The organism is Streptomyces sp. NPDC127097 (assembly GCF_042724075.1).
In the GTDB taxonomy this organism is placed as follows: Bacteria; Actinomycetota; Actinomycetes; order Streptomycetales; family Streptomycetaceae; genus Streptomyces.
Genome location: NZ_JBHXFI010000020.1, coordinates 69,882 through 94,691, shown reverse-complemented (window position 1 = coordinate 94,691; position 24,810 = coordinate 69,882). Strand labels below are relative to the sequence as shown.

Sequence of the window (24,810 nt, the reverse complement as noted above, 5' to 3'; positions counted from 1 at the left end):
GCTGTCGCGCCGGAACTGTCCATCCAGGTGATCGCTCAGCGCGTCGTTTTTGATGCTCGGAGTGCCGGGGATGTTCGGCTCGCCCCTCCCCCGAGGAAACGAGGAGACGATGTGCAGGGCCACCTCGATGGCCACCACTCTGGCCGTCGCCGTCGCCACCACCGCCGTCGGCTGCATGCTGGTGATCTCGCTGGCGCCGTCGCGCCCGGACACCGGGAAGAGTGGTCCCGCGGCCGGCCGGGCGATGGCCGCCACGGCCGGCCATGCGGGCTCGGCCGCGCGGGCCGCCACCTCCGCCCTCGGCGCCCCCGCCGCCAGTGCCGACCCCGAGGAGTTCGCCTCGCCCGCGACGGGGCGGATCGAGGTGACCGCGCCGGAGCCGGGCGTCGACTACAAGGCGAACGGCAGTTTCGCGGTGACCTGGAACAACAGCACCGGCGAGGAGGTGGACGTCTGGCTGCGGACGGCGACCGGCCAGGGCCGGTCGGAGCGGGTGGCGCTGGTCGCGACCAAGGCCGGTGCCGGGCGGGCCGGCGAGGCACTCGTGACGCTGCCCCGGGTGCCGCCCGGCAAGCGCTACTTCCTGGAGGTGGCGACTGCCGACGGCGCGGTCAGCGGCTTCAGCCGGACCTTCGCCATCACCAACTGACCGGCGGCCACCGGCCACCACGGCCCACGACCCACGGCCCTCAGGGCGCGGCGATCCCGACCAGCCCCGCCAGGGCCTCCCGGTGCCGCCCCGGCGACCCGAGGGCGAGCTCATCGCTCTTGGCCCGCTTGAGGTACAGATGCGCCGGGTGCTCCCAGGTCATGCCGATGCCGCCGTGCAGCTGGACGCACTCCTCGGCGGCGCGTACCGCCACCGGCGCGCAGTACGCCTGGGCGACGGCCACCGCCACCGCGGCGTCCGGGCTGTCGGTGGCGAGGGCGTCGGCGGCGTTACGGGCGGCGGCGCGGGCCGAGGCCACGTCCAGCCAGAGGGCGGCCATCCGGTGCTTGAGCGCCTGGAACGAGCCGACGGGGCGGCCGAACTGGGTGCGCTCGGCGGTGTGCCGCACGGTTTCGGCCAGACACCATTCGGCGACGCCCAGCTGCTCCGAGGCGAGCAGTCCGGCGCCGGTGAGCAGGGCGCGGTCGACGGTGGCGCTGGCGCGGTCCCCGGTGGCCAGGAGGCGGCCGGGGGCACCGTCGAAGGTGAGGTGGCCCAGGGGGCGGGTGAGGTCGAGCGGGGTGACGGTGTCGGTGCGCACCCCGCCCGCCGACGGGTCCACCGCGTAGAGGGCCGGTCCGTCGGGTCCCTGGGCCGGGACGAGCAGGAGTTCGGCGGCCGCGGCATCGGCGACCGAGGTCACCCGGCCGGTCAGGGCACCGCCGGCATCGGCCCGTACGGACGCCGGACCGGACAGCCCGCCGGGGGCGGTGGGCAGCGGGACGGCGAGCACGCCGACGGTGCGGCCCTCGGCGAGCGCGGCGAGCGACGCGGCGACGTCCCCGCGGCCGTGCTCGCAGCCGAGCAGGGCGGTCACCGCGAGGACCGCGCTGGTCAGATAGGGGACGGGGGCGACGGCGCGGCCGATCTCCTCCAGCACCACGGCGGCTTCCCGGGCGGTCGCGCCCGCGCCGCCGAGCTTTTCGGGCACCAGCAGGCCCGCGGTGCCGATCTCCGCGGCGAGGGAGTGCCACAGGCCGGTGTCGTAGGCGACGTCCGACTCCAGGCCGGCGAGCACGGTGGCCGCATCGGCGCGGTCGGCGAGCAGCGACCGTACGGCGGCGCGCAGCGCGTCCTCGTCCTCGGAGTAGAGGAGGTCGGGGTCGGGCGCGGCGCCGGGCAGGGTGGTCCCGTCGTTCATCGGGGGAGGTCCTTCCACGCGACGTCCTTGTCGGTGCGCGGCTCGGGCGGCAGCCCCAGCACACGCTCGGCGACGATGTTGAGCAGCACTTCTGAGGTGCCCCCTTCGATGGAGTTCCCCTTGGCGCGCAGATAGCGGTAGCCGGCCTCGCGGCCGGTGAAGTCGACGCCGTCGGGCCGGCGCATCGTCCAGTCGTCGTAGGTCAGCCCCTCCTCGGCGAGGAACTCCACCTCCCAGCCGCTGATTTCCTGGGCGAGCCGGGCGAAGGCCAGCTTCATGCCGCTGCCCTCGGGGCCCGGCTGGCCCATGGGGGCACCTCCCGCTCGAACGGAGTTGAGAGTGGGGGACAGCTGCTGGCGCAGCCGCTCGCCGGTCAGCCGGGCGACCTCGGCGTCCACCCACAGCTTCAGCAGCCGCTGGTACAGGTCGTGGGTGCGCAGTTCGGGGCGGGCGCGCCAGTCTGCGGCGGCGACGCCGATCATGCCGCCCTCGCGGGGGATCCGGGCGCCGCCGATGGCGACCCGCTCGTTCATCAGCGTGGTCTGGGCGACCTTCCAGCCCTCGCCGACCGCGCCGAGACGGTGGGCGTCGGGGATCCGGACACCGGTGAGGAAGACCTCGTTGAACTCGGCCTCGCCGGTGATCTGCCGCAGCGGACGCACCTCGACGCCGGGGTCGGTCATATCGCACACGAAGTAGGTGATGCCGCGGTGCTTGGGGACGTCGGGGTCGGTGCGGGCGATCAGGATCGCCCAGCGGGCCAGATGGGCGCTGGACGTCCAGACCTTCTGGCCGTCGACGATCCAGTCACCCCCGCTGTCCGGTACCGCGCGGGTCGCCAGCGCCGCCAGGTCGGAGCCGGCCCCGGGCTCGCTGAACAGCTGGCACCACACCTCCTCGCCGGTCCACAGGGGGCGCAGGAACCGCTGCTTCTGCTCGTCGGTGCCGAAGCGCAGGATGGTGGGCGCGGCCATGCCCAGGCCGATGCCGATCCGGCCGGGGTCGTTGTCGGGGGCGCCGGTGCCCTCCAGCTCCGCGTCCACGACCGCTTGCAGGGAGCGCGGCGCGTCCAGCCCGCCGAGGCCCTGGGGGAAGTGGACCCAGGCGAGCCCGGCGTCGAAGCGGGCGCGCAGGAACTCCAGCCGGTCGGTGGCAGACCAGGGGTGCGGGCCCGCAGGGCCCTCGGTCTGGGGTGGTGGTGGGAGACGGGTGGGAGGGTGCTCGGCGAGCAGCTCGGCGGTGCGGCGGCGCAGGTCGTCGGCGTCGGTCATCGGGCCTCCTCCGCTCCGGGGACCACCACGAGCCGGCCGACGGAGGTACCGTCGGCGACCCGCTGGACGGCGTCGGCGGCCTCTTCCAGCGGGACGCGTCCGCCGATCAGCGGCTTGATGACGCCCCGGGCGGCGAGCTTGGTGAGCTCCTCGTGGCAGGCGTCGACGGCGGCCGGGTCCTTGGTGTTGTACAGGCCCCAATGGAGGCCCAGGATCGCGTAGTTCTTCACCAGCGCGTGGTTGAGCGCCGGGGTGGGGATGGCGCCGCCCGCGAAGCCGACGACGACGATCCGGCCCTCGAAGGCGATGCACTTGACGGACTTGGCGTACGCCTCGCCGCCCACCGGGTCGTAGACCACGTCCGCGCCACGGCCGCCGGTGGCTTCCTTCACGGCGGCGACGAGGTCGTCGGAGCGCCGGTCGAGGACGACATCACAGCCCAGTTCACGGGTGGTCCGGGCCTTGTCCGGGCCGCCCACCACGCCGATGACCGTCGCGCCCGCGGCCTTGCCGAGCTGGACGGCGGCGCTGCCGACGCCGCCCGCCGCGGCATGCACGAGCAGGGTCTCGCCCGCCTGGAGCCGGGCCCGGCGGTGCAGTCCGAACCAGCCGGTCTGGTAGCCGATGTGCAGCGCGGCGGCCTCGGCGTCGTCCAGGGCCTCGGGGGCCGGGCGTACCGTCGCCGCGTCGACGACCGCGAGTTCGGCGAAGCCGCCGTCCGGCAGCGGCGGCTGGGCCAGCACCCGCGCACCGGTCTCCCCGGTCGCGCCCTCCCCCACGGCGAGCACCTCGCCGCAGATCTCCACGCCCGGGGTGAACGGCAGCGGCGGCCGCACCTGGTACTGGCCGCGGCACAGCAGGGCGTCCGGGAAGTTGACGTTGGCGGCCCGCACCCGCAGCAGCAGCTGCCCCGGCCCCGGCTGCGGGTCCGGCACCTCCTCCAGCCGCATCACCGCACGCGGCTCACCGTTCGCGTGTACGCGCCATGCCTTCACCTGGTGCCTCCACAAACCTTGGATACGCGGTGGGGCGGAGGGCACGCCGGCCCCCTCGCCAGCGACATACTAAGCGGTCGGTATCCCGTAGGGAACAGTCTCCGCCACTCCATCGCGGCCCTCGCGCAGACCCCGGCGCACCGCGGGGCGGGGCACACCGCCCCGCGGCCGCCCCCCGGCTACCCCTCGCGGAGCGCGGACCAGAAGTCCGGGTCCTCGAAGCCGAGCGCCCACAGGCCGGTGCCGCGCACCCCGTACTTCCTCAGCAGCGGCAGCTGCGCACGGGCACCGCGGCCGTCCTGGTACCAGACCTCGTGCTCCACACCGTCCTTGCGATAGGTGAAGTGCGGGGTGCCGGACACCTCGTCGAAGAGGTATTCCGCGTCCTCCCGTTCACGCAGCGCCTCGGCCTCTTTCCAGGTCACATGGGCCGCATGGCCGGTGCCCCCGCTGATCCAGTCCCAGCCGTAGCCGGGGAAGGCCACCTCGATCTTGCGCCGGGGGACGGTGTCGGTGGCGTAGCGCAGGAACTCGTCGTACCAGTCCCTGGCGGACAGCGGGCCCGCGTCGCCACCGGACCAGTGCAGGTCGTAGCCCATGATGCGGAAGCGGTCGGCGTAGCGGCCGAGCCGCTCGTAGTCGAATGCCTGGCCACTGCCGCGGACCCGGGCCAGCACCGTGACCACGCACTGCTTGTCACGGTCGTGCAGCCGTGCGCACAGCTCCTTGACGAGCGCGTTGTAGCCGGTGCGCACCCGGTCGCGGTCCTCCCGGTCACCGCTGAGGGCCATCGCCTCGTAGTCCAGGTCGAGCCCGTCGTAGGAGCGGCTCTCGACCAGGTCCAGCAGCGTGTCGACATGGTCCCGCCGGCGCTGCGGATCGTGCATCAGCGCGGCCATCTTCGCGGCGCCGAGGGTCTCGGTCACGGTGGGCACGACCTCGATCCCGGCGTCGTGCAGTCCGTCGATGATGTCGCGCCGCCCGGCGCCCGGGTGCCCCGTGACGGTGGTGTCGGAGGAGGTCTCGTACCAGAAGGGGCTGACGGTGTGCAGCTGGCCGGCGTGCCGCAGCGCGTCGCGGTAGGCGGCGTCGACATCGCCCCAGTAGGGCAGCCAGGCCGAGCCGGTCCGCCGGGCGCCCCTCGGGTCGTGGGCCGCCGCGGCCGCCGGGGTCCAGAGCCCGCTGAGCAACGCCACGGTCAGCAGGAGCGCGAGCCCGGTGCGCGACCGGGTTCCTGATGCTTGATCCATTTACCGAGCGCTACCCGGTCCGATTGCTGACGTACCGTCAGTTCGACCGAACGGACGCGACCGGAGGGCGGGGCGGGTGGCGGGCGCCCTGCGGGACAGCCCTTAGGTGCGCCCGGCCCGCTGCTGGGCGTCCCGCAGCGTCTCGGACGGGGTGGCCCAGCGGGCCCGGATGACCCGGAAACCGGCCTCCTCGCAGGCGTCGCAGACGAGTTCGTCGTCGTCGACGACATGGCGGATCTCGCGGTCGCGGGCGATCCGCCGCAGGATCTCCAGCTTGGTGTGCCGCGCCGGGCGCCGGTCATGGTGGGGGCGCATCCACAACTTGCCCTCGGGCAGGCCGTGTTGGGCGAGCCAGGCCACGGTGTCCCGGCGGCAGCGCTCCGGACGGCCCGTCAGATAGACGACCTCGCAGTCCTCGGTACTGCGCAGTGCCAGGGCCACCCCCTCGGCGAGAGGAGGATCCTCGGTGGCCGCCGCGAAGAAGGCCCGCCAGTCGCGCGGGGTGCGCCGCAGCAGATGCTGGCGGTGACCGGCGTCCGCGAGCGTGCCGTCCAGATCGAAGACCGCCAGGGGGCGCGTCGTCATGCCGTTGTCGTCCTCTTCCGTCGCTGCCGGCCACCGGACCCCTCGGGCGAGGTGACCCCGATCCGGCCGGATTCGATTCCCCGTGCGAGGGAGAGGCGATCGTACGCGATATCGGCACAGGTCGCGGTGTCCATCCGCAGCCGGATGTCGGGGCGCTCGGCCGGGCCGTCCGCGTATCCGGGCCCGCCGTCCGGGCCGCCGGCCACCGGCCCGTCGCCACCGAGGACGACATGGAACTCGCCCTCGTCGAGGGCGATATCGATGACCTCGGTGCCGTCCGTGAAGTGCCGGGCCAGCCTCGCCATGAGGGGCACCGCGAACCAGTGGGCCCGCAGCGCGTCCGTCGGGCGCCGCTCGTCGAGCGCGGGGGCGCCCCAGTCGGCGAGGGCGGTGAGCGCGGGCAGCAGGGCGCGCCCGCGGGCGGTGAGCGCGTAGACGAAGGCGGCGCCGGGCGGGGCGAGTCGGCGGCGGGTGACCAGGCCGTCCCGTTCCATGTCCTTGAGCCGGGAGGCGAGCATGTCGGTGCTGACGCCCGGCAGGTCGGCGTGCAGATCGGTGTAGCGCCGGGGGCCGCCCAGCAGTTCGCGGACGATCAGGAGCGTCCAGCGGTCACCGACGGCGTCCAGGGCCCGGGCGACGGCGCAGTACTGGTCATAGCTTCGGCGCGGCATGACACCAAGCATAGACAGAGGTTGGACTTTCCAAGTACCGGCTTGGTAAAACCAAGTACGTCGTCACGAATGCTGCCGCGCCGCGCGGTGAGCGAGGGACCGGGAGGCCGCCGCATGCAGTTCAAGCAGTCCAGCAAGATGGCCGACGTCTGCTACGAGATCCGCGGGCCGGTGATCGAGCACGCGGACGCGCTGGAGGAGGCGGGCCACAGCGTGCTGCGGCTGAACACCGGCAATCCGGCGCTGTTCGGCTTCGAGTGCCCCGAAGAGATCCTTCAGGACGTGATGCGCAATCTGTCCCGCGCGCACGGCTACACGGAGTCCCGCGGCATCCTCTCGGCCCGCCGCGCGGTCGCCCAGCACTACCAGCAGAACGGGATGCCCGACGTCGGCGTGGACGACATCTACCTCGGCAACGGCGTGTCCGAACTCGTCTCGATGGCGGTGCAGGCCCTGCTCGACGACGGTGACGAGGTCCTCATCCCGGCCCCCGACTTCCCGCTCTGGACGGCGGTCACCTCGCTCGCCGGCGGCAAGCCCGTGCACTATCTCTGCGACGAGTCCGCGGACTGGCTGCCGGACCTCGACGACCTCGCCTCGAAGATCACCGACCGGACCCGGGCGATGGTCATCATCAACCCCAACAATCCGACCGGCGCCGTCTATCCGCGCGAGCTGCTCGACGGCATGCTCGATCTCGCCCGGCGCCACGGGCTGATGGTCTTCGCCGACGAGATCTACGACCGGATCCTGTACGACGGCGCGGTGCACCACCACGCCGCGGTCCTCGCTCCCGACCTGGTCTGTCTGACGTTCAGCGGACTGTCCAAGTCCTCCCGCGTGGCCGGATTCCGCTCCGGCTGGCTGGTGGTCACGGGCCCCAAGCAGCACGCGGCCGACTATCTGGAGGGCCTGGGCACCCTCGCCTCCATGCGGCTGTGCCCGAACGCCCCCGCGCAGTACGCCATCCAGGCCGCGCTCGGCGGCCGGCAGACCATCCAGGACTTGGTGCTGCCGGGCGGCCGGCTGCACGAGCAGCGCGACCGGGCCTGGGAGCGGCTGAACGAGATCCCGGGCGTCTCCTGCGTCAAGCCCAAGGGCGCGCTCTACGCCTTCCCCCGCCTCGACCCGGCCGTGCACAAGATCCACGACGACGAGAAGTTCGTCCTCGACCTGCTGCTGCGGGAGAAGATCCAGGTCGTCCAGGGCACCGGCTTCAACTGGCCGCGCCCGGACCACTTCCGCATCCTCACCCTCCCGCACGCCGATGACCTGGACGCGGCGATCAGCCGGATCGGACGCTTCCTGGCGGGCTACCGCCAGTGACACCGGGCGGCCGCCCGCACCGGGCCGCCGGACCGTTCGGGCCGCCGGGCCGCCGGGGTGACAAACCGCACCCCGCCCCGCACTCACTCGAACGGCCGTACCCCTCCCCGGGCCCCGTCCACCGCCCGCCGATACGGTCCCCGGCCCGTGCGGCGGGCAGGAAGGCCGTCCTGACGCCGAGGAGGCGCCGCGGCACCTCGGGTGGTCTCCGGGCCCCGGCCCTCCCCCTCGCCCGGTGGGCGTCCGCTCCGCCGTCCGCTGACCGAACGCGCTCTTGAGCGCATCGCCCGCAGCAGATTAGGTGGAGGGCGGCAATCCTGCCGTCACCCCACAAGGGAGAGGGATTCGATGCCCGTACGACCTGCGGTATCGGAAGCGGAACTGGAAGCGCACCTGCGCGGAATATGCTTCAAGACGGGCCCGCCGCGCCGTATCGGCGTCGAGATCGAATGGCTGGTCCATGATGCGCGCAACCCCCGATGTCCGGTCGAACCGGCCCGGCTGAAGAGCGCGGTCACCGCCCTGCGCGCGCTCCCCCTCACCTCTCTGCTGACCTTCGAACCCGGCGGCCAGCTGGAACTCAGCTCACAGCCCGCCACCTCCCTCACCGACTGCATCGAGGCCGTCACCGCCGACCTCGCGCAGGTCCGGCCCGCCATGCTGGCCATGGGCCTGGGCCTGGCCGGCCACGGCCACAATCCGTGGCACCCCCCGCGGCGGGTACTGACCGACCCCCGCTACAACGCCATGGAGACGTACTTCGACCGCTGGGGCTCCGCCGGGCGGTCCATGATGTGCGCCACCGCGTCCGTGCAGGTGTGTGTGGACGCCGGCCACGAGGAGCCCGGACCGCTCGGATACAGCCGGCGCTGGCTGCTGGCCCATCTGCTGGGCGCCGTACTGGCCGCGGCGTTCGCCAACTCACCGATCAGCGAGACCTGCCCGACGGGCTACCGCACCACCCGCCAGGTCATCTGGTCGCAGCTCGACCCGGCCCGTACGCTCGCCCCGCCCCCGGGACCGGATCCACGCACCGCCTGGGCGCGCTACGTCCTCGACGCTCCGGTCATGTGCATCCGCTCCGACGACGGCCACTGGGACGCTCCGGAGGGGCTCACCTTCCGCGAGTGGATCCGTACCGGCGTCCCCAGGCCGCCCACCCAGGAGGATCTGGACTACCACGTCACCACGCTCTTCCCGCCGGTACGGCCGCGCGGCCATCTGGAGCTGCGCATGATCGACGCGCAGTCGGGCGACGCCGGCTGGATCGTGCCGCTGGCCGTCACCGCCGCGCTGTTCGACGACCCGGAGGCCACCGAGCGGGCGTACCGCATCGTCAAACCCCTGGCGGAGACGGCCGGTTCCCGCCCCGCGCCGCGCAATCCGCTGTGGCGGCACGCCGCCCGCGCCGCGCTGACCGACCCGGAGCTGCACACCGCCGCGGTGGCCTGTTTCGCCGCCGCGCAGGAAGCCCTGCCGCGCCTCGGGGCCTCGCCCGAGGTGCGCGCGGCGGTCGCGGCGTTCACCGAACGCTATGTGACACGCGGCCGCTGCCCCGCGGACGACCATCTCGACGCCCTGTACGCCGCGGAGGGCGATCTCATCGTTGGGAAGGACAGCCAGTGACCCTCGATCCCGAGCTCCTGCGTGAGCGCGCGGCCTCGGCGCTGCTCGCCGCCCGCGACCGTACCCGTCTGCTGACCACCTGCGTCGAGCATCCCGACCTCGTCGCCCAGCACTCCCCGCTGATGTCCCCGCTCGTCTGGGACCTGGCACACATAGGCAACCAGGAGGAGCAGTGGCTGCTGCGCACCGTCGGCGGCCGTGACGCGCTGCGCCCCGACATCGACTCCGTCTACGACGCCTTCGAGCACCCCCGGTCCGAGCGCCCCTCGCTGCCGCTGCTGGCCCCCGACGAGGCACACGGCTATGTCGCCGAGGTCCGCGGCCGGGTGCTGGACATCCTGGAGAGCGCCCCGCTGCACGGCGGTCCGCTGCTCGACGCCGGTTTCGCCTTCGGCATGATCGCGCAGCACGAGCAGCAGCACGACGAGACCATGCTCATCACGCACCAATTGCGCACCGGCCCGGCCGTGCTCACCGCGCCCGAGCCGCCGCCCGCCCCCGACGACCTCCTGCCGGCCGAAGTCCTGGTCCCCGGCGGCCCGTTCACCATGGGCACCTCCACCGAACCCTGGGCGCTGGACAACGAACGGCCCGCCCACCGCCGGCTGGTGCCCGCCTTCCTGATCGACACCACGCCCGTCAGCAACGGCGCCTACCAGCGGTTCATCGAGGCCGGCGGCTACGAGGAGCAACGCTGGTGGGCCGAGGCCGGCTGGGCGATGGTGCAGGAGCACAAGCTGCGCGCCCCGCTCTTCTGGAAACGGGACGGCGGTCAGTGGCTGCGCCGCAGGTTCGGGGTGACCGAGCCGGTGCCGCCGGACGAGCCGGTGCTGCATGTGAGCTGGTACGAGGCGGACGCCTACGCACGCTGGGCCGGCCGGCGGCTGCCGACCGAGGCCGAGTGGGAGAAGGCCGCCCGCCATGACCCGGCGACCGGGCGGGCCCGGCGCTACCCCTGGGGCGACGAGGACCCCACCCCGGCGCATGCCAACCTCGGCCAGCGGCATCTGCGGCCCGCGCCCGTCGGCAGCTACCCGGACGGCCAGTCGCCGCTCGGTGTCCGGCAGTTGATCGGCGATGTGTGGGAGTGGACGGCGAGCGACTTCCTGCCGTATCCGGGCTTCGCCGCCTTCCCCTACCGGGAGTACTCCGAGGTGTTCTTCGGCGACGGCCACAAGGTGCTGCGCGGCGGTTCGTTCGGGGTCGACCCGGTCGCCTGCCGGGGCACCTTCCGCAACTGGGACCTGCCGGTCCGCCGGCAGATCTTCGCCGGGTTCCGGACCGCGCGGGACGCCGACCCGGCGGCGGTGGACGCATGAGGCCCGCGGCCCCGCCACGTGGGGAGGCCGGTGCCTGATGTGCCGACACCTTGCCTACCTGGGACCGGAGCGGCCCTTCGGGCAGATACTGCTCGCCCCGCCGCACGGCCTCTACCGGCAGTCATGGGCGCCGCGCCGCCAGCGGCACGGCACGGTCAACGCCGACGGGTTCGGCGTCGGCTGGTACGCGCCCGGCGACCCGGTGCCCGCGCGCTACCGGCGGGCCGGGCCGATCTGGGGCGACGATCTGCTGCCCGACCTGGCGCGGGTGGTACGCACCGGCGCGCTGCTGGCCGCCGTGCGGGACGCCACCGTGGCCGGGGCGGACGCCGAGGCCGCGGCCGCGCCGTATGCGACCGGCCGCTATCTGTTCAGCCACAACGGGGCGGTGGCCGGCTGGCCGGACGCGCTCGCCCCGCTGGCCGCCGAGCTGCCGCCGGAGGAGCTGCTGCGGCTGCCGGCCCGCTGTGACGCGGCGTTCCTGTGGGCGCTGGTGCTGCACCGGCTGGCGCGCGGCGACGAGCTCGGCGACGCGCTGGCCGGTACCGTCGCGGCGGTCGCCGGGGCCGCGCCCGGGTCCCGGCTCAATCTGCTGCTCACCGACGGCACCACCATCGCCGCCACCGCCTGGGGCGACACACTGTGCCATCGGTCCCTTCCCGAAGGCGGCACGGTCGTCGCCTCCGAACCGTACGACGATTCCCCCCACTGGACCGAGGTCCCCGACCGCACGCTGCTGCGCGCCACCCGGACCGAGGTCCACCTCACCCCGCTCAAGGAGCCCGCGACGTGAGCCCGCTCAGCATCACCCGCACCCTCCCTGCCGACGCCACCGCGGCCGCACTGCGCGCCGATGTCGCCCAGGGCCTGTCCCGTACACCCAAGCAGCTGCCGCCGAAGTGGTTCTACGACGCCCGTGGCAGCGAGCTGTTCGAGGACATCACCAAGCTGCCCGACTACTACCCGACCCGGGCCGAGCGGGAGATCCTGCTCACCCGCGCCGATCACATCGCCACCGCCACCCAGGCCCGTACGCTGATCGAGCTGGGTTCCGGCTCCTCCGACAAGACCCGCCATCTCCTCGGCGCGCTGACCGGACTGCACACCTATCTGCCGATCGACGTCAGCGAATCCGCGCTGGCCGCGGCGGGCGAGGCGCTGCTCACCGAGCACCCCGGGCTGACCGTGCACGCGCTGGTCGCCGACTTCCAGCAGGGCATGGAACTCCCCGGGACGCCCGGCCCGCGGCTGCTCGCCTTCCTCGGCGGCACCATCGGCAATCTGCTCCCCGAGGAGCGCTCGGCGTTCCTGCACTCCGTGCACGCCATGCTGTCCCCGGGCGATGCCCTGCTGCTCGGTACCGACCTGGTCAAGGACGAGGCGACCCTGGTCACCGCCTACGACGATCCGCAGGGGGTCACGGCCGCGTTCAACAAGAACGTCCTGGAGGTCATCAACCGCGAGCTGGGCGGCGACTTCGACCCGGCGGACTTCGACCATGTCGCCCTGTGGAACGCCGGACAGGAGTGGATCGAGATGCGGCTGCGGGCCCGTAAGGACCTGACCGTCAAGATCCCCGGAGTGGACCTGGCGGTGACCTTCGCGGCCGGCGAGGAGGTGCGCACCGAGGTCTCGGCCAAGTTCCGCCAGGAGGGCGTGCGCGCCGAACTCGCGGAGGCGGGGCTGGAGTTGAAGAACTGGTGGACGGACAGCGCGGACCGCTTCGCGCTGTCCCTGTCCTTCCGGATCTGACAGCGGCGGCTGCCCGGCCGGCGTGCCCCTCGGGTCCGCCGGCCGGGTGCCGTGTTCGCCCACGATGTGGTTCGATGCCCCCCGACCGCGGGCTCGCACCGGACGGCCGGTGCGCACGCACGCAGACTCGACGGGCAGGGGAAGCGGCATGGGGCTGGGACCGGGGCTGGATCGACGGGGATTCCTCAGGGGCGCGGCCGGACTGTCGGCCGCCGGGGTGCTGGCGGGCGCCGGCAGCGGGCAGTTCACAGCCGGTGCCGCGGAACGCCAGGCGCCCGCGGTGTCCGTGGCGGACTGGATGGCGGCGCTCGGCGACGGCACCCCGGTCCAGCGGCTGACGATCCCCGGCACCCATGACTCCGGGGCCCGGCTGGGCGGCCCCTGGGTGGCCTGCCAGAACACCACCATCGACGCCCAACTCGCCTCCGGCATACGCTTCCTGGACGTCCGCTGCCGGGCCGTCGACAACGTCTTCGCCATCCATCATGGCGCGTTCTACCAGGAGCTGATGTTCGGCGATGTGCTCAACGCCTGCCGGGCGTTCCTCCGGGCGCACCCCTCCGAAACGGTGCTGATGCGGGTCAAGCAGGAGTACTCGGAGGTCTCCGCCGAGGAGTTCCGCCGGATCTTCGGCATCTATCTGGACGACAAGGGCTATCGGTCGCTGTTCCGGCTGGACGCCGGGCTGCCGACGCTGGGTCAGGCCCGTGGCCGGGTCGTGCTGCTGGCGGACTCCGAGGGCCTGGGCGGGGTCCGCTACGCCGATCCGCAGCTGTTCGACATCCAGGACGACTACATGGCGGAGCCGTTCGGGAAGTACCCGAAGATCGAGGCCCAGTTCCGCAAGGCCGTCACCCAGCCCGGCAAGCTGTTCGTCAACTACGTCAGCACCGCCGCCCTGCTCCCGCCCCGCTCCACCGCGGACCGCCTCAACCCGCAGGTCAAGAGGCTGCTGACGGGCTCGGAAGGGAGCGGCTGGACCGGCCTGGGCATCGTGCCGATGGACTTCCCGAACGAGGCCGGCCTGGCCGAGACGCTGATCGGGCACAACCTCGCGGGGCGGCGGCTGCGGCGCGCGGCCTGAGGGCGGCGGCCGGCGGGCTCGGCGGCCGCCCACGGGTCACCCGACCGGCCTAAGGAGCGGCGGCCGGGCGGCGGCGTCACCACGCCCGGTGCGACCGGCCCGCCCGGCCCACGGATTCCGCTTCCGCCGGGTGCCCCGGTGCGGGTTTTCCCGGTTCCCCGCGCCGCTCGTGCGGAATGAGGCGGCCGGGTGACCCAACCACAGCGGCCACCCCTGCATCAGACTGGGTGAAATGTCTGGATCCGGTGCCGCCCCTGCGTCCAAGGGGGTGTCGCCGGCTGATGCGGGGAGGCGGCGGCTGGTGGAGACGAGCGAACGCGGGACCGTGCCGGCGGACAGCGCCGGCGGGGCGGCCGAGGACGCCGGGGGGCCGGCGGCCGAGGTCTGCCCGGGTCCCGGCGAGGCGGCGTGCACCGGCCGTGGCCGGGACGGCGTTCCGCTGCGGGTGACCCTGGCGCTCGGCGTGCTGACCGTGGTCGTGGGCAGCACGGTCCTGGCGCTGGGCTCCCCGTCCCGCGATCCGTTCCTGGCCCCCGGGGACATCGCCACCGGCTCGTACTTGGCGAACCGGGCCGACGGGGACCACGCCGCCGCCGCGGTGCTCGCCGGGCCCTACCAGGAGCGGCCCGGCCCGGCGGTGGCCGCCGCACGGCACGACAGCGTCATGGCGTCCCCGCTGTCCCGGTCCCGGCCGCTGCTGGCCGCCCCGGCGGCGCCCTCGCCGGCGATCGGCGCGCTCTTCTCCCCCGACGACGAGGGCAGACCGGTCCACCACTGCACGGCCAGCGTGGTGCAGTCCCCGGCGGGCGATCTGATCGCCACCGCGGCGCACTGTGTGCACGACGACGGCTTCCGCACCCGGCTGGTGTTCGCGCCCGGTCTGCACGACGGCATAGCGCCGTACGGCCTGTGGGTGCCCACCCGGATCCATGTCGATCCGCGCTGGATCCGTGACCGGGACCCCGACCACGATGTGGCGTTCCTGCGGGTGCGCCGGGCGGGCCGGGCCGGCGGCCGGATAGCGGACGTCACCGGCGCCGAACGCATCCGCTTCGACACACCGGCCGGGCGCCCGGCACAGCTGACCGGCTACCCCGAGGACCGGGACGTACCGGTCAGCTGCCGGCACACGGCGGACGCCCAGGGCCCGGCGCAACTCCGTTTCTCCTGCCCGGGTTTCCCGAACGGGACCAGCGGCGGGCCGATGCTCACCGACCTCGATCCGGCCACCGGGACCGGTGCGCTGATCGGTGTGATCGGCGGTCGCGACGAGGGCGGTGACGACCTCGTCTCGTACAGCAGCCGGTTCGGCCCGGACGTGGCCGCGCTCTACCGGCGGGCGACCGCACAGCCGGGACCGCGGCCCCCGCGGGCCGCCGCCCGGGCCGCCGCGTCCGGCGTCAGGCCCCGCGCGGCACCACGGTCTTGAGGACGGACGGCAGCGGATACCAGTCCGCGGTGGCGAAGCTCGCGTGAGCGGCGGCGAGTTGCCGGACCCGGGCCAGCGCCTGGGCCTCGGTCGGACGGGTGCCGTCGATGGCCGGCGGCACGTTGTGGGCGTCGGTCATGATCAGCAGGTAGTGCCGGGTGTCGTACCAGGCGGTGTCGATACTGCCGTTCAGATAGGTCGCGGCGTCACCGTCGAAGACCACGAACCAGGGGCGCAGCGCCGGGTCCGCATAGCGCTCGCGGGGGTCGCCGGGGGCGGCGCCGTGCACCGCGGGGAAGGCCGTCGACCGGGCCAGTTTCCCTTGTGCCGCGAGGTTCTTGAGGTGTCCGGCGTACTCCACGTCCGTCCACAGCTTGTCGAACGGGTTCTTCTCCTCGACGGTGCCGGGTATCAGCTCGATCAGGAACTTGCCGGCCAGGTCGGCACGGGAGGGCCAGCCGCCGGCCCGCACCGCCTCGTCGGGGGTGGCGTGCCCGGCGGTGAGATCGCCGGGGCCGTAGACGGCGTCGCCCAGCTTCTCGCGCACCAGCGCGTCGAACTCGGCGGGGCCGCGGCCGCCCTTGGCGTTGAAGCCGTCCTTCATCTCGATCTTGAAGAGGATCGGACGGTGGCCGGGGTGCGCGTCGTGCCAGGCCCGCACATCGGCGAGACATCCGGCGAAGTCCTGGTTGCGGTCCTTGGTGCGCAGCTCCGAGGGGTTCGCGGCGCCCTCGCAGTTGCTGTTGTTGCCCAGTGGGTTGCTGTGCGAGACCCGGAAGGACCGGCCCAGGCCATTGGTCCAGAGGTCGAGTTCGAGCAGTGCGGCGCCGGAGTCCAGGGCATCCGCGAAGTACGGGTACTTCTCCTTCTCATAGGCGTTGTGAACGCCCACGGACGTGCTGGTGCCGTATGTCGTGCCGGCCGGCTCGGCGCCCGCCGGCACGGTCGTCGCGAGCACCGCCGCCGCCGCGACGGCGACCGTTCCCACACACCGCTTTCCGTTCATGTGCCCCGCTTCCCCTAGGTGTCCGGCCGTCCGGCCACGCGCCCAACGGCCGATCGACCGGTCGGTCACCCGGTCGATCGGGGAGCAGCGTACGGGAGTTGAGGGACAGGGGGCGCACGGGGTGGCTGACGGATAAGCAAAGATCAGACCACGCAACCGACTCGAGGAGGACCCATGTCCGACAAAAGCTCCACCAACCGGATACCGCACACCGGACTGCCGCTCGCGGCCGCCACCCTCACGGGCATCGTCGCGCTCTACATCGCCCTCGTCGCCTTCGGAAACATCACCGACTTCGGCACCAATCAGGAGTTCGTCCGGCATGTCCTGGCCATGGACACCACGTTCAAGGATCCGGACCTGATGGGCCGGGCCATCACCTCACGCACCTGGCAGGACGCCGCCTACCTCGGCATCATCGCCTGGGAGACGCTCGCCGCCCTGGTACTGATCGTGGCGACCGGGCTGTGGGCGCGGGGCATGCGACGCCGGGACGGTCTCGCCCGGGCGCGGCTGGTCAGCACCGTCGGCCTGCTGATGCTCCTGCTCCTCTTCGGTGCGGGCTTCCTCGCCATCGGCGGCGAGTGGTTCTCCATGTGGCAGTCCAAGACCTGGAACGGCCTGGAGGCGGCCACCCGCAATGTGACCCTCGCCGGGATCGCCCTGCTGGTCGTCCACCTCCCGGGGGCGGCCGGACGGGGCAGCACCGAGATCGAGGCGGGCGGAGAAGCCTCCTAAGGGCATGTCCCGGGGGCGTCTCCGCACCAGGGAGGCGGCGTGCGGCTCCTCAGTCCGCCCGGTACCAGAACGCCGTGTGCCAGAAGGGCGATTCCCCGACCGCCGTGTCATGACCGCACATCAGCTCGCGCAGCGCCGCCACGGCGGCGCGCGCCGTGGCCCGGTCGTCCGCGGTCAGCTCGTCGCTGCGCTCGGCTATCAGTCCCAGGAGGACGGCCAGACCGGGCAGCGACGAGGCCGCGGCGCCCTGGTGTCCGGCACCGTGGTCCCAGCCGCTGGGGTCGTAGTGGTCGATGCCGCCGTATTCACCGTCGAGCATCAGCAGCTGTTCGCCGCAGCTGCCGACCGAGAAGCAGAAGTTGACCGGGGGTGAGTCGTCGTCCGGGTAGCGCTCGCCGTACAGCTCGTCGGCGTCGAAGGCGTGCAGCGCATCGCCGTCGTCCGTCCGCAGATGCGTCGCGTCGAAGCCGATGGCGGCGATCCGGACCGCGGGGAATCCGACCGTGGTCAGGAACTCCCGCGACCGCTGGTGGGTGAGCTCCGCCGGCAGCTCGTCCTCGGCGGGCCGCCAGAGGGATCCGGTACCGAACCGCTCCTCCAGCCAGGCCGTGTCCGGTACCCGGGGGATCTTCTCGGCAGTCGTGGTCATGGTGCCTTCCCGCATTCCGACCGGCGCGCCGCCGGTCTCCTGTCTCCAGCAGACCACAGGGGTCTGACAACGCGTTCACCACGCGATGCGAGAGCCCGTCAGCCGCTGATCGCCATCGGCGGAAGCCCCACGCGGGGCGGCGGAAGCGCCGCCCCGCGGTCCCGCGACGGCCCTCAGCCCGCCGCGTACACATCCTCGATGTAGCGGCCGGAGGCGGTCAGTTCGCGGAGCCATGCCTCGGATTCCTGCGGGGAGGCGCCGGTGCGGGCGCCGTGCAGTTCGCGGAAGGCGGCGCGTACGCCGGGGGCCATCCGGCTGCCGTCCCCGCAGACGTACACCCGCGCGCCGGCCTTCAGCAGCTCCCACACCTCGGTGGCCTCGGCGGCGATCCGGTGCTGGACGAAGCGGTGGCCGTTTTCGGGGCGCTCGCTGAAGACGGGGCGTACGGAGATGACGCCGGCGGCTTCGGCCGCGGTGAACTCCGCGGCGTGCAGGAAGTCGGCGGTGGGGTCGTCACAGCCGAAGTAGAGCCGGGCGGGGGACCGCTGTCCCGCGGCGACCCGGTCGGCCACGGCGCCGCGGAAGGGCGCGAGGCCGGTGCCCGCAGCGACCAGGATGACGGGGGTGTCATCGGCCGGGTCGAGGCGGAATGCCTCGCGGCAGGGCTGGACGCGGGCCAGTACGGTGTCGCCGGGCCGCACACCGTGCAGATACGTCGAGCCGGTGCCGCCGGGCAGCAGCGAGACCATCAGATCGGCGTGCCGGGCGTCGGTGGCGGGCGAGGACGACAGCGAGTAATGCCGGGTGCGCAGCGGCGGCAGCAGCTCCAGCAGCACCGGCCAGGGCAGCGCCCCGCGCAGCGCCGGGTGGTCCTCGATCAGCTCGATCAGGGTGCGCGGGTCGTCCTCGGCGAGGGTCTCCAGGGCCTGGCGCTCGGGCGGGCAGGGGTTGTGGGCGGCGAGCACGGCGGCCTGTCCGGGCGTCGGCCGCATCCCCAGCTCCAGGTGGTGGGTGAGCAGCTGCCGCACCGTCAGGGGACGGTCGACCGGCAGGGTGTCGCGTCCGGCGCGGCCGCCGGAGTGCAGCGCGAGGACGGTGTCCGGGTCGGCGCCCAGGGCCCGGGCGGCCCGCTCGACCGCCGCCGGGGCGTTGGCCGGCAGCACCGCGAGGTGGTCGGCCGTGCGGTAGGTGACGCCGTCCGGCAGGGCGATCCGCAGGAAGCGCTTGGGCCGCGGCCGGCCCTCGGCGGTGAGGTCATGGGCCTCGGTGACGGTCATCGGGACGAGGTCATGGCGGGCGGCGAGGGCGTCCAGCGGACCGCCGGTGATCTCGGTGACGGTGTAGCCGGTGTCCTGCCCGGCCGGCGCGGCGGCGCCGGTGGTGGCCGGGTCGCCGTACCGCGTCAGCAGCTCGGCGCGCAGTGCCGCGGCGAACTCCTTGACGGTGCCGCCGAGGTCGCCGGAGGCATCGGCCTCGGCACGCGGCAGCAGCCGGTGGGCGCCGAGCGCGGCGAGCCGGTCGTCGATCAGGGTGGGTATGTGCTGGTAGGTGGCGGCCCAGTTGCGGTCGCCGACGCCGAGCACGGCGAACGGCAGGTCCGCGGCGGCGCCGTCCTGCGCGGTGTTCAGCCACTGGACGAAGGCGGCCGCGTCATCGGTGGGCCGGCCGTTGTAGGAGGCGGCGACGATGACGACCGGGCGGTCGGCGGGCAGCGCACCGGCCCAGGCGTCCAGCGGCGCCACATCGGCGGCGAAGCCGAGCCCGGTGGCCTCGTCGGCGAGCCGCTCGGCGAACTCGCGGCAGGTGCCGTAGTTGCTGCCGTGCAACAGCAGCAGTCCGGTGCCCTGGGGGACGCGGGTCGGCAGCCCCTCGTCGGTGGCCGCGTCGTTCCCGGTGCCCTCGGCGCCGCCGGGGAGCACGGCCAGCGCGGCGCGGACCGCGGCCCGGTCGGCGGGCGTCCGGGCGGCCAGGGTGAGGGTGAATCCGTCGGGCTTGAGGGTCAGCGTCTCCTTGATGCGCAGCCGGTAGTCGCCGTGGTCGATCAGACGGTAGCGGTGGGCCAGGAGGGCGAGCAGCATGGTCGCCTCGTGGAGGGCGAACTGCCGCCCGATGCAGGCGCGTTCACCGGTACCGAAGGGCTTGTACGCGTGCGGGGAGCGGGCCGCCTCGGCCTCCGGGCTGAAGCGGGAGGGGTCGAACAGCTCGGGGTTGTCGCCCCAGGCGGGGTCGCGGTGCAGCATCGGGGTGAGCACCGTGATCAGCTCCCCCGCCTTCACCGGGTAGCGGCCGCCGAGCAGGGTGTCCTCATGGGCCTGCCGGGTGAAGGCGGCGGCGGTGGGCCACAGCCGCAGCGCCTCGTTGAGGACCTGCCGGGTGAACGGCAGCCGTCCGATGTCCTCGAACGAGGGGTCGGGGTCGGCCTGGTCGCCCCACAGCTCGTCGGCCTCACGCTGGACCATGCGCAGCGCGAGCGGGTCCTTGAGCAGGTGGTAGAGGGCGAAGGAGAGCGCGCCCGAGGTGGTCTCGTGGCCGGCGATCAGGAAGGTGATGACCTGGTTGCGGATGTTGGCGAGGTCCAGTGTGGGGCCGTCGCCCGCCGCGCCGCCCTTCTTTCCCCGGGCACCGAGCATCAGGCCGAGCAGATCGTCGTCGCCGCTCTCGCCGCTCGCCGTGCGGGCGGCGATGACCTCGTCGACGACGGAGGCGAGATAGTCGGCGTCCGCCTGGAAGGCCGCGTCCGCCGCGGAGTGGTCGGCGTCGGGGTCACGGGAGAACTTCGCACCGCTCCATTGGAGGCAGCGCACCATGGCCTCGACGAACGGGTGCGGGGTGTCACCTCGGGAGAACGACTCGAAGTCGAAGCCGAAGCCGGCCAGTCCGATGGTGTCCAGCGTCATCCGGGTCATGTCCTCGGCGACCTGGACGGGCGTGCCGTCGGCGGCCCGCCGGTCCCAGGCGGCCATGACCCGGCGGGCGACCTTGAGCATCGCCGGGTGGTAGGTGCGCATCGAGCCGAGCGCGAAGGCCGGCATCAGGACCTCGTGTGCCTTGGCCCAGTTCGGCTCGTCGTTGTAGGCGGTGAACAGACCGTCACCGGCGAACTCTCTGACGTTCTCCAGGATGACCGACACACCCTTGCTGAAGCGGGACTCGTCGGCGACCTCGGTGACCAGGTCGAGCGCGGAGACGAACAGCGTCTCCCGCTCGCCGAGCTTGCGCTTGAAGACGGGGCCGTGGATCCGAGCGAGGTCCATGGACTGCTGGAGGGGCGTGTGGGTGAGCCCGGTGTCCGTCAGGTCGGCCACCGGAATGCCGTCATCGGCGGCGCGTTCGTCGCTGTGGAGCGCGATGGTGTCGGTCATGTCTCCAGCGTGCGGGCCCCCATGCGCAGGTGACGCCCGGACAACTGCATGATTGTGCAGTGGTTTTTCGCTGCTCGCTCTTGCGCGCGGACCGGAGAAGAGGCAATGGACAACGGGACTGCCGGCGGTACACGGGGCGCCGAGGCCGACGGCGCGGGCAAGCCGTCCTGTGACAGCGCGGAGATCGACCCGGCCGGGCCGTACGCGGACGGCCCCTGGCGCAATTACTTCCTGATCCTGCTGGACCGTATCCCCACCCCGATCGCGGTGTGCCGGGCCGACGGCACGGTGCTGATCGCCAACCCGGCGATGGCCGCCCAGTGGGGCGCGGCACCGGGACGGCTCCGCGGCCGCAATCTGCTGGATCTCTTCGAGCCCCGGGCGAAGGCACAGCTCGACCGGCTGACCGAGGCGCTGCGCATGGGGCGCCGGTCGCGCTATCCGGTGGAGGTGCGCTGGCGGGACGGGTCCGACGGCAGTACACGGGAAGGGGAGCTGACGATCGATCCGGTGGGCGATCCGTCGGTGCACCCGCCCGCCCTGCTGGCGCTGCTGCGGGTCGGCGAGCCCGCTCCGGCGCCGGCGCCGCGCGCCCCGGCGAGCCCGGTGGAGGCCCGCATCCTGGCGCTTGCCGCGGGCGGCGCGACCACGGCGTCGATCGGTACGGCGCTCGGCCTGACGGTCGACGGGGTGAACTACCACCTCACCCGGCTGGCCCGCCGCTGGCGGGTGCAGGGCCGTACGGCGCTGGTGGCCAGGGCGTATGTGCTGGGCGTGCTGTCGGCGGACAGCTGGCCGCCGGCGCCCGCCTGACCGGGCGGGGCGGGCCCCGGGGACGGCGGGGCGGCCCGGCGGCCCGGGGGCACGTGTGTGCGGATAACCTCCGTGGTGTGGAGGAGAACGCAGCCGCGCAGTTCGAGCGCGGAACGGACGGCCCGAAGGTCATCGTCGTCGGGATCGACGGCTCCGACTCGTCGTGGCGCGCCGCCGCCTACGCGGCGGGACTGGCCAGGCGCCAGGGCTCGAAGCTCGCCCTGGTCTATGTCCAGCCGGTGCTGCCGGCCGGCGCGGCGATGGGGGCCCCGGTGGTGGATGCCACGAACGAGGTGGCCGAGGAGCTGATGGCCGAGATCCGCCGCGCGACCGAGCGGCTCCAGGGGATATACCAGGTGCGCTGGGAGTTCCACACCCTGCGGGGCGACCCGTACAACGGCATGGTGCAGATGGCCGACGAGCTGACGGCGGACGCGGTGGTGGTCGGCGCCTCGGAGTCGGCCGGGCACCGCATCATGGGCTCGGTCGCGGTGCGGCTGGTGAAGGCCGGCCGCTGGCCGGTCACCGTCGTGCCGTAGGCCCCCGGGCCGCCCGCCGCTCCGCTGGTGGGGTGCGGCGCCCTGATGCACGGTGGAAAGTGGACGGGCGGAGCGCCGCCCCGGCGAGGGAGACCACCGTGACCGACCGCACCTATCGCGTGACCGAGATCGTCGGTACGTCCCAGCAGAGCATGGACGCCGCGGTCAGAAATGGCATCAAGCGCGCCGCGGACACCCTGCGCAATCTCGACTGGTTCGAGATCACCCAGGTCCGCGGGCATATCGTCAACGGCGAGATCGACCATTACCAGGTCGGCCTGAAGGTCGGATTCCGGCTGGAGGACGCCGATTGAACACCTCTCCCGTGTACGTCTCCCGGCGAGTCCCGGCAGTACTAGGGAGTCGCCTTCCTTAGTCGCCCCCGAGGGTCCATGATGATCCGCCGTCGGACCACGACGGAGCTGACGGAGGGATGACGATGGGCCTGCGCGCGGGACAGGGCGTATTGCGCCGTAAACCGATCGAACACATTGAAGAGGCGGAAGGCACCGCGAGCCAGCAGCTCACCCGGGCGCTCGGCCTGTGGCAGCTGACCGCCATCGGCGTCGGCGGCATCATCGGCGCGGGGATCTTCACACTGGCCGGCACCGTCGCGAACGAGAAGGCCGGACCGGCGGTGCTGATCTCCTTTCTCATCGCGGGGATCGCGAGCGCCGCGGCGGCGTTCTCCTACGCGGAGTTCGCCGGGCTGATCCCGAAGGCGGGCTCGGCCTACACCTATGGCTACGCGGTCCTCGGTGAGGTGGCGGGCTGGTTCATCGGCTGGGACCTGCTGCTGGAGTACACCGCGATCGTGGCGGTGGTCGCGATCGGCATCTCCGGCTACTTCGGCTTTCTGCTCGGCGAAATGGGCGTCCATGTGCCCGCCTGGATGCTGGGCGCGCCGGGAACGGGGCCGGGGCACCGGGTGGACCTCTTCGCCGCGGTGCTCTGTCTGCTGATCGCCTATCTGCTGACCCTGGGCATCAAGAACGCCGCACGCTTCGAGACGATCGTGGTGGGCCTGAAGGTCCTGGTGGTCGTCGTGGTGATCGCGGTCGGCTTCTTCCACATCAACACCGCGAACTACCACCCGTTCTTCCCGTTCGGGGTGACCGGCGCCTTCACGGGCGCGGCCACCGTCTTCTTCGCCGTCTTCGGCTATGACGCGATGAGCACCGCGGCCGAGGAGTCCAAGGACGCCCAGCGCCATATGCCGAAGGCGATCATGTATTCGCTGGCGGTCTCGATGGTGCTGTACGTCCTGGCCTGCCTGGTGCTGACGGGTATGCAGAACTACAAGGACATCGACCCGGAGAGCGGTTTCTCGTCGGCGTTCAAGTCGGTGGGCCTGAGCAGCCTCGCGGATGTCATCGCGGTCGGCGCGATCATCGGCATTCTGACCGTCATGTTCACCTTCATGCTCGGGGTGACCCGGGTGTGGTTCTCGATGAGCCGTGACGGTCTGCTGCCGAAGTGGTTCGCCAAGACGAGCCCGAAGCACCATGTGCCGACCCGGGTGACCTGGATCGTCGGCTTCGCCTCCGCGGCCATCGCGGGTTTCCTGCCGATCGGTGAGGCCGCCGAGCTGACGAACATCGGCATCCTGCTGGCGTTCGTGGTGGTCTGCATCGCGGTGATCGTGCTCCGCTACAAGCGTCCCGACCTGCCGCGGACGTTCCGTACGCCGGGCATGCCGGTGGTGCCGGCGATCGGGGTGTGCTTCTCGATCTGGCTGATCACGTTCCTGGCGTGGCAGACCTGGGTCCGGTTCGCGGTGTGGTTCCTGGTCGGCATGGTCATCTACTTCGCCTACTCCTACCGCCGCTCGAATCTGGCACGGGCGGAACGGGAGGCTTCCGGTGCGGGGAACGGCCCGGGGAAGCTGTGAGCCGCGCCCGCTGACCGGGCGGCGGCCGTGCGGCGGGGACCGGCGGGCGTGGGTCCGCCGGCCCCCGCCCGTCTCTCAGAAGACGAACGGTCCGGGCGACTGCTTGGACGTGGCCTTGCAGGTGGCCGTGATGCCGAACACCACGACCTTCAGGGAGGTGGCCTCCAGGCGGTCGCCCGCGGCGACCGTACCGCTGAGCGGTCCGGTGGAGACCGGGCTGCCGGCCGGGATCGCCGGGTTGGCCTTGCCGCTGAACTGCGTGGTCCCGGAGCCGTTCTTGGTGAGCGTGAGGGTGGACGCCACCGAGTTCGCGCCGATGGCTATGGGTGAGGTGATCGCCGAGGTGGAGAGGCTGATGGTCGCGGCCGTGCCGTTCTGGGTCGCGGTGAGCGTCCCCGTACCGGAACCGTAGAAGCCGCAGTCGAAGGAGAGGGTGGCGGTGCCGGGGGTCACCGCGGGGGCGGCAGGTGCCATCGCGAGGGTGCCCGCGGTGGCGACGGCGACGACAAGTGCCGTACGGAGGCCGAATCTGCCGGGTCTGAGGTGCTTCATAGGGGGGTTACCGCCTTCGTGAGGGGGGTGCAGGTCCATGGCACCGGCCGTCGAGGGGTGCGGGAGGAACGACAGGCAGCCACCCGGGGGCCGCGGTCGGAC

The 24,810-nt window shown here is 72.8% G+C and carries 23 protein-coding genes; 13 read left to right on the top strand and 10 right to left on the bottom strand.

The genetic code is table 11. The annotated features are described in order from the left end of the window. Window positions 1-109 precede the first annotated feature (109 nt). Window positions 110-649, top strand: coding sequence for a hypothetical protein (locus ACFWJW_RS17800; protein WP_387241581.1), 540 nt, complete (start codon window positions 110-112; stop codon window positions 647-649). 40 nt (window positions 650-689) lie between these two features. Here ACFWJW_RS17800 and ACFWJW_RS17795 read toward each other — a convergent pair whose 3' ends face one another. The 6 genes from ACFWJW_RS17795 to ACFWJW_RS17770 all read right to left on the bottom strand — a co-directional run bounded on the left by ACFWJW_RS17795 (window position 690) and on the right by ACFWJW_RS17770 (window position 6,622). Continuing rightward, window positions 690-1,850, bottom strand: coding sequence for an acyl-CoA dehydrogenase family protein (locus tag ACFWJW_RS17795; RefSeq protein ID WP_387241578.1), 1,161 nt, complete (start codon window positions 1,848-1,850; stop codon window positions 690-692). After that, window positions 1,847-3,121 carry an acyl-CoA dehydrogenase family protein gene (locus tag ACFWJW_RS17790; protein WP_387241575.1) on the bottom strand — a complete coding sequence of 425 codons (1,275 nt, stop codon included), beginning with the start codon at window positions 3,119-3,121 and terminating at the stop codon, window positions 1,847-1,849. The genes ACFWJW_RS17795 and ACFWJW_RS17790 overlap by 4 nt, the downstream gene beginning before the upstream one ends. Beyond that, complete coding sequence (locus ACFWJW_RS17785; RefSeq protein WP_387241572.1) at window positions 3,118-4,116, bottom strand: NADPH:quinone oxidoreductase family protein; 999 nt, start codon at window positions 4,114-4,116, stop codon at window positions 3,118-3,120. The genes ACFWJW_RS17790 and ACFWJW_RS17785 overlap by 4 nt, the downstream gene beginning before the upstream one ends. A 179-nt stretch (window positions 4,117-4,295) precedes the next feature. Continuing rightward, complete coding sequence (locus ACFWJW_RS17780; RefSeq protein ID WP_387241569.1) at window positions 4,296-5,366, bottom strand: glycosyl hydrolase family 18 protein; 1,071 nt, start codon at window positions 5,364-5,366, stop codon at window positions 4,296-4,298. A 102-nt stretch (window positions 5,367-5,468) separates the two neighbouring features. Further along, window positions 5,469-5,951 carry a hypothetical protein gene (locus ACFWJW_RS17775; RefSeq protein WP_387241566.1) on the bottom strand — a complete coding sequence of 161 codons (483 nt, stop codon included), beginning with the start codon at window positions 5,949-5,951 and terminating at the stop codon, window positions 5,469-5,471. Continuing rightward, window positions 5,948-6,622, bottom strand: a complete 675-nt coding sequence (locus ACFWJW_RS17770) for a winged helix-turn-helix transcriptional regulator (protein ID WP_387241563.1) — start codon at window positions 6,620-6,622, stop codon at window positions 5,948-5,950. Before ACFWJW_RS17770 ends, ACFWJW_RS17775 begins: the two co-directional genes overlap by 4 nt. A 114-nt stretch (window positions 6,623-6,736) precedes the next feature. Between ACFWJW_RS17770 and ACFWJW_RS17765 the strand changes: the two genes are divergently transcribed. The 7 genes from ACFWJW_RS17765 (at window position 6,737) to ACFWJW_RS17735 (ending at window position 15,158) form a co-directional block, all read left to right on the top strand. Beyond that, a complete protein-coding gene (locus ACFWJW_RS17765; RefSeq protein ID WP_387241560.1) occupies window positions 6,737-7,948 on the top strand; it encodes a pyridoxal phosphate-dependent aminotransferase in 1,212 nt (403 codons plus the stop codon). 348 nt (window positions 7,949-8,296) lie between these two features. Continuing rightward, window positions 8,297-9,574 (top strand): ergothioneine biosynthesis glutamate--cysteine ligase EgtA, encoded by a 1,278-nt coding sequence (egtA, locus tag ACFWJW_RS17760; RefSeq protein WP_387241557.1) that lies wholly within the window; start codon window positions 8,297-8,299, stop codon window positions 9,572-9,574. Continuing rightward, window positions 9,571-10,893 carry an ergothioneine biosynthesis protein EgtB gene (gene egtB / locus ACFWJW_RS17755; RefSeq protein WP_387241554.1) on the top strand — a complete coding sequence of 441 codons (1,323 nt, stop codon included), beginning with the start codon at window positions 9,571-9,573 and terminating at the stop codon, window positions 10,891-10,893. The genes egtA and egtB overlap by 4 nt, the downstream gene beginning before the upstream one ends. 37 nt (window positions 10,894-10,930) lie before the next feature. Next, the gene (egtC, locus tag ACFWJW_RS17750) at window positions 10,931-11,686 is read left to right on the top strand and encodes an ergothioneine biosynthesis protein EgtC (RefSeq protein ID WP_387241551.1); all 756 of its coding nucleotides are present in this window, start codon (window positions 10,931-10,933) and stop codon (window positions 11,684-11,686) included. Continuing rightward, window positions 11,683-12,645, top strand: coding sequence for an L-histidine N(alpha)-methyltransferase (gene egtD / locus ACFWJW_RS17745; protein ID WP_387241548.1), 963 nt, complete (start codon window positions 11,683-11,685; stop codon window positions 12,643-12,645). Before egtC ends, egtD begins: the two co-directional genes overlap by 4 nt. A 148-nt stretch (window positions 12,646-12,793) precedes the next feature. Next, window positions 12,794-13,729, top strand: coding sequence for a phosphatidylinositol-specific phospholipase C (locus ACFWJW_RS17740; protein ID WP_387241545.1), 936 nt, complete (start codon window positions 12,794-12,796; stop codon window positions 13,727-13,729). A 301-nt stretch (window positions 13,730-14,030) separates the two neighbouring features. Beyond that, entirely contained in the window at window positions 14,031-15,158 is a 1,128-nt protein-coding gene (locus ACFWJW_RS17735; RefSeq protein ID WP_387241542.1) for a trypsin-like serine peptidase, read from the top strand. Here the strand turns inward: ACFWJW_RS17735 and ACFWJW_RS17730 are convergent. After that, entirely contained in the window at window positions 15,130-16,164 is a 1,035-nt protein-coding gene (locus ACFWJW_RS17730) for a phosphatidylinositol-specific phospholipase C domain-containing protein (RefSeq protein ID WP_387241539.1), read from the bottom strand. The two genes, ACFWJW_RS17735 and ACFWJW_RS17730, sit on opposite strands and share 29 nt — an antisense overlap. Before the next feature lie 174 nt (window positions 16,165-16,338). Here ACFWJW_RS17730 and ACFWJW_RS17725 point away from each other — a divergent pair, with 174 nt between their 5' ends. Further along, window positions 16,339-16,902: a DUF2165 domain-containing protein gene (locus ACFWJW_RS17725; RefSeq protein ID WP_387241536.1), complete on the top strand. Its 564-nt coding sequence runs from the start codon at window positions 16,339-16,341 to the stop codon at window positions 16,900-16,902. Window positions 16,903-16,951: 49 nt separating this feature from the next. On the opposite strand, the gene ACFWJW_RS17720 is transcribed toward ACFWJW_RS17725, so the two are convergent. Beyond that, window positions 16,952-17,551, bottom strand: a complete 600-nt coding sequence (locus ACFWJW_RS17720) for an SUKH-4 family immunity protein (protein WP_387241533.1) — start codon at window positions 17,549-17,551, stop codon at window positions 16,952-16,954. 173 nt (window positions 17,552-17,724) lie between these two features. Beyond that, entirely contained in the window at window positions 17,725-20,913 is a 3,189-nt protein-coding gene (locus ACFWJW_RS17715) for a cytochrome P450 (RefSeq protein WP_387241529.1), read from the bottom strand. A 105-nt stretch (window positions 20,914-21,018) separates the two neighbouring features. Here ACFWJW_RS17715 and ACFWJW_RS17710 point away from each other — a divergent pair, with 105 nt between their 5' ends. From ACFWJW_RS17710 to ACFWJW_RS17695, 4 genes are all read left to right on the top strand, one after another. Then, the gene (locus ACFWJW_RS17710; protein ID WP_387241526.1) at window positions 21,019-21,726 is read left to right on the top strand and encodes a PAS domain-containing protein; all 708 of its coding nucleotides are present in this window, start codon (window positions 21,019-21,021) and stop codon (window positions 21,724-21,726) included. 77 nt (window positions 21,727-21,803) lie between these two features. After that, window positions 21,804-22,265 carry a universal stress protein gene (locus ACFWJW_RS17705; RefSeq protein WP_387241523.1) on the top strand — a complete coding sequence of 154 codons (462 nt, stop codon included), beginning with the start codon at window positions 21,804-21,806 and terminating at the stop codon, window positions 22,263-22,265. Window positions 22,266-22,363: 98 nt separating this feature from the next. Then, window positions 22,364-22,579, top strand: a complete 216-nt coding sequence (locus tag ACFWJW_RS17700; protein ID WP_387241520.1) for a dodecin — start codon at window positions 22,364-22,366, stop codon at window positions 22,577-22,579. 125 nt (window positions 22,580-22,704) lie between these two features. Then, window positions 22,705-24,156, top strand: a complete 1,452-nt coding sequence (locus ACFWJW_RS17695; RefSeq protein WP_387241644.1) for an amino acid permease — start codon at window positions 22,705-22,707, stop codon at window positions 24,154-24,156. A 75-nt stretch (window positions 24,157-24,231) separates the two neighbouring features. Here ACFWJW_RS17695 and ACFWJW_RS17690 read toward each other — a convergent pair whose 3' ends face one another. Beyond that, entirely contained in the window at window positions 24,232-24,708 is a 477-nt protein-coding gene (locus tag ACFWJW_RS17690; RefSeq protein ID WP_387241517.1) for a hypothetical protein, read from the bottom strand. Window positions 24,709-24,810: the final 102 nt, after the last annotated feature.

Excerpts from the sequence above, each read along its gene's own strand:
- ACFWJW_RS17690 (WP_387241517.1), bottom strand. The coding sequence starts at position 24,708 with ATGAAGCACCTCAGACCCGGCAGATTCGGCCTCCGTACGGCACTTGTC.
- ACFWJW_RS17725 (WP_387241536.1), top strand. The coding sequence starts at position 16,339 with ATGTCCGACAAAAGCTCCACCAACCGGATACCGCACACCGGACTGCCG.
- egtA (WP_387241557.1), top strand. The coding sequence starts at position 8,297 with ATGCCCGTACGACCTGCGGTATCGGAAGCGGAACTGGAAGCGCACCTG.
- ACFWJW_RS17775 (WP_387241566.1), bottom strand. The coding sequence starts at position 5,951 with ATGACGACGCGCCCCCTGGCGGTCTTCGATCTGGACGGCACGCTCGCG.
- ACFWJW_RS17765 (WP_387241560.1), top strand. The coding sequence starts at position 6,737 with ATGCAGTTCAAGCAGTCCAGCAAGATGGCCGACGTCTGCTACGAGATC.
- egtC (WP_387241551.1), top strand. The coding sequence starts at position 10,931 with ATGTGCCGACACCTTGCCTACCTGGGACCGGAGCGGCCCTTCGGGCAG.
- ACFWJW_RS17800 (WP_387241581.1), top strand. The coding sequence starts at position 110 with ATGTGCAGGGCCACCTCGATGGCCACCACTCTGGCCGTCGCCGTCGCC.
- ACFWJW_RS17780 (WP_387241569.1), bottom strand. The coding sequence starts at position 5,366 with ATGGATCAAGCATCAGGAACCCGGTCGCGCACCGGGCTCGCGCTCCTG.
- ACFWJW_RS17790 (WP_387241575.1), bottom strand. The coding sequence starts at position 3,121 with ATGACCGACGCCGACGACCTGCGCCGCCGCACCGCCGAGCTGCTCGCC.
- ACFWJW_RS17710 (WP_387241526.1), top strand. The coding sequence starts at position 21,019 with ATGGACAACGGGACTGCCGGCGGTACACGGGGCGCCGAGGCCGACGGC.
- ACFWJW_RS17720 (WP_387241533.1), bottom strand. The coding sequence starts at position 17,551 with ATGACCACGACTGCCGAGAAGATCCCCCGGGTACCGGACACGGCCTGG.
- ACFWJW_RS17740 (WP_387241545.1), top strand. The coding sequence starts at position 12,794 with ATGGGGCTGGGACCGGGGCTGGATCGACGGGGATTCCTCAGGGGCGCG.
- ACFWJW_RS17795 (WP_387241578.1), bottom strand. The coding sequence starts at position 1,850 with ATGAACGACGGGACCACCCTGCCCGGCGCCGCGCCCGACCCCGACCTC.
- ACFWJW_RS17730 (WP_387241539.1), bottom strand. The coding sequence starts at position 16,164 with ATGAACGGAAAGCGGTGTGTGGGAACGGTCGCCGTCGCGGCGGCGGCG.
- ACFWJW_RS17770 (WP_387241563.1), bottom strand. The coding sequence starts at position 6,622 with ATGCCGCGCCGAAGCTATGACCAGTACTGCGCCGTCGCCCGGGCCCTG.
- ACFWJW_RS17695 (WP_387241644.1), top strand. The coding sequence starts at position 22,705 with ATGGGCCTGCGCGCGGGACAGGGCGTATTGCGCCGTAAACCGATCGAA.
- ACFWJW_RS17715 (WP_387241529.1), bottom strand. The coding sequence starts at position 20,913 with ATGACCGACACCATCGCGCTCCACAGCGACGAACGCGCCGCCGATGAC.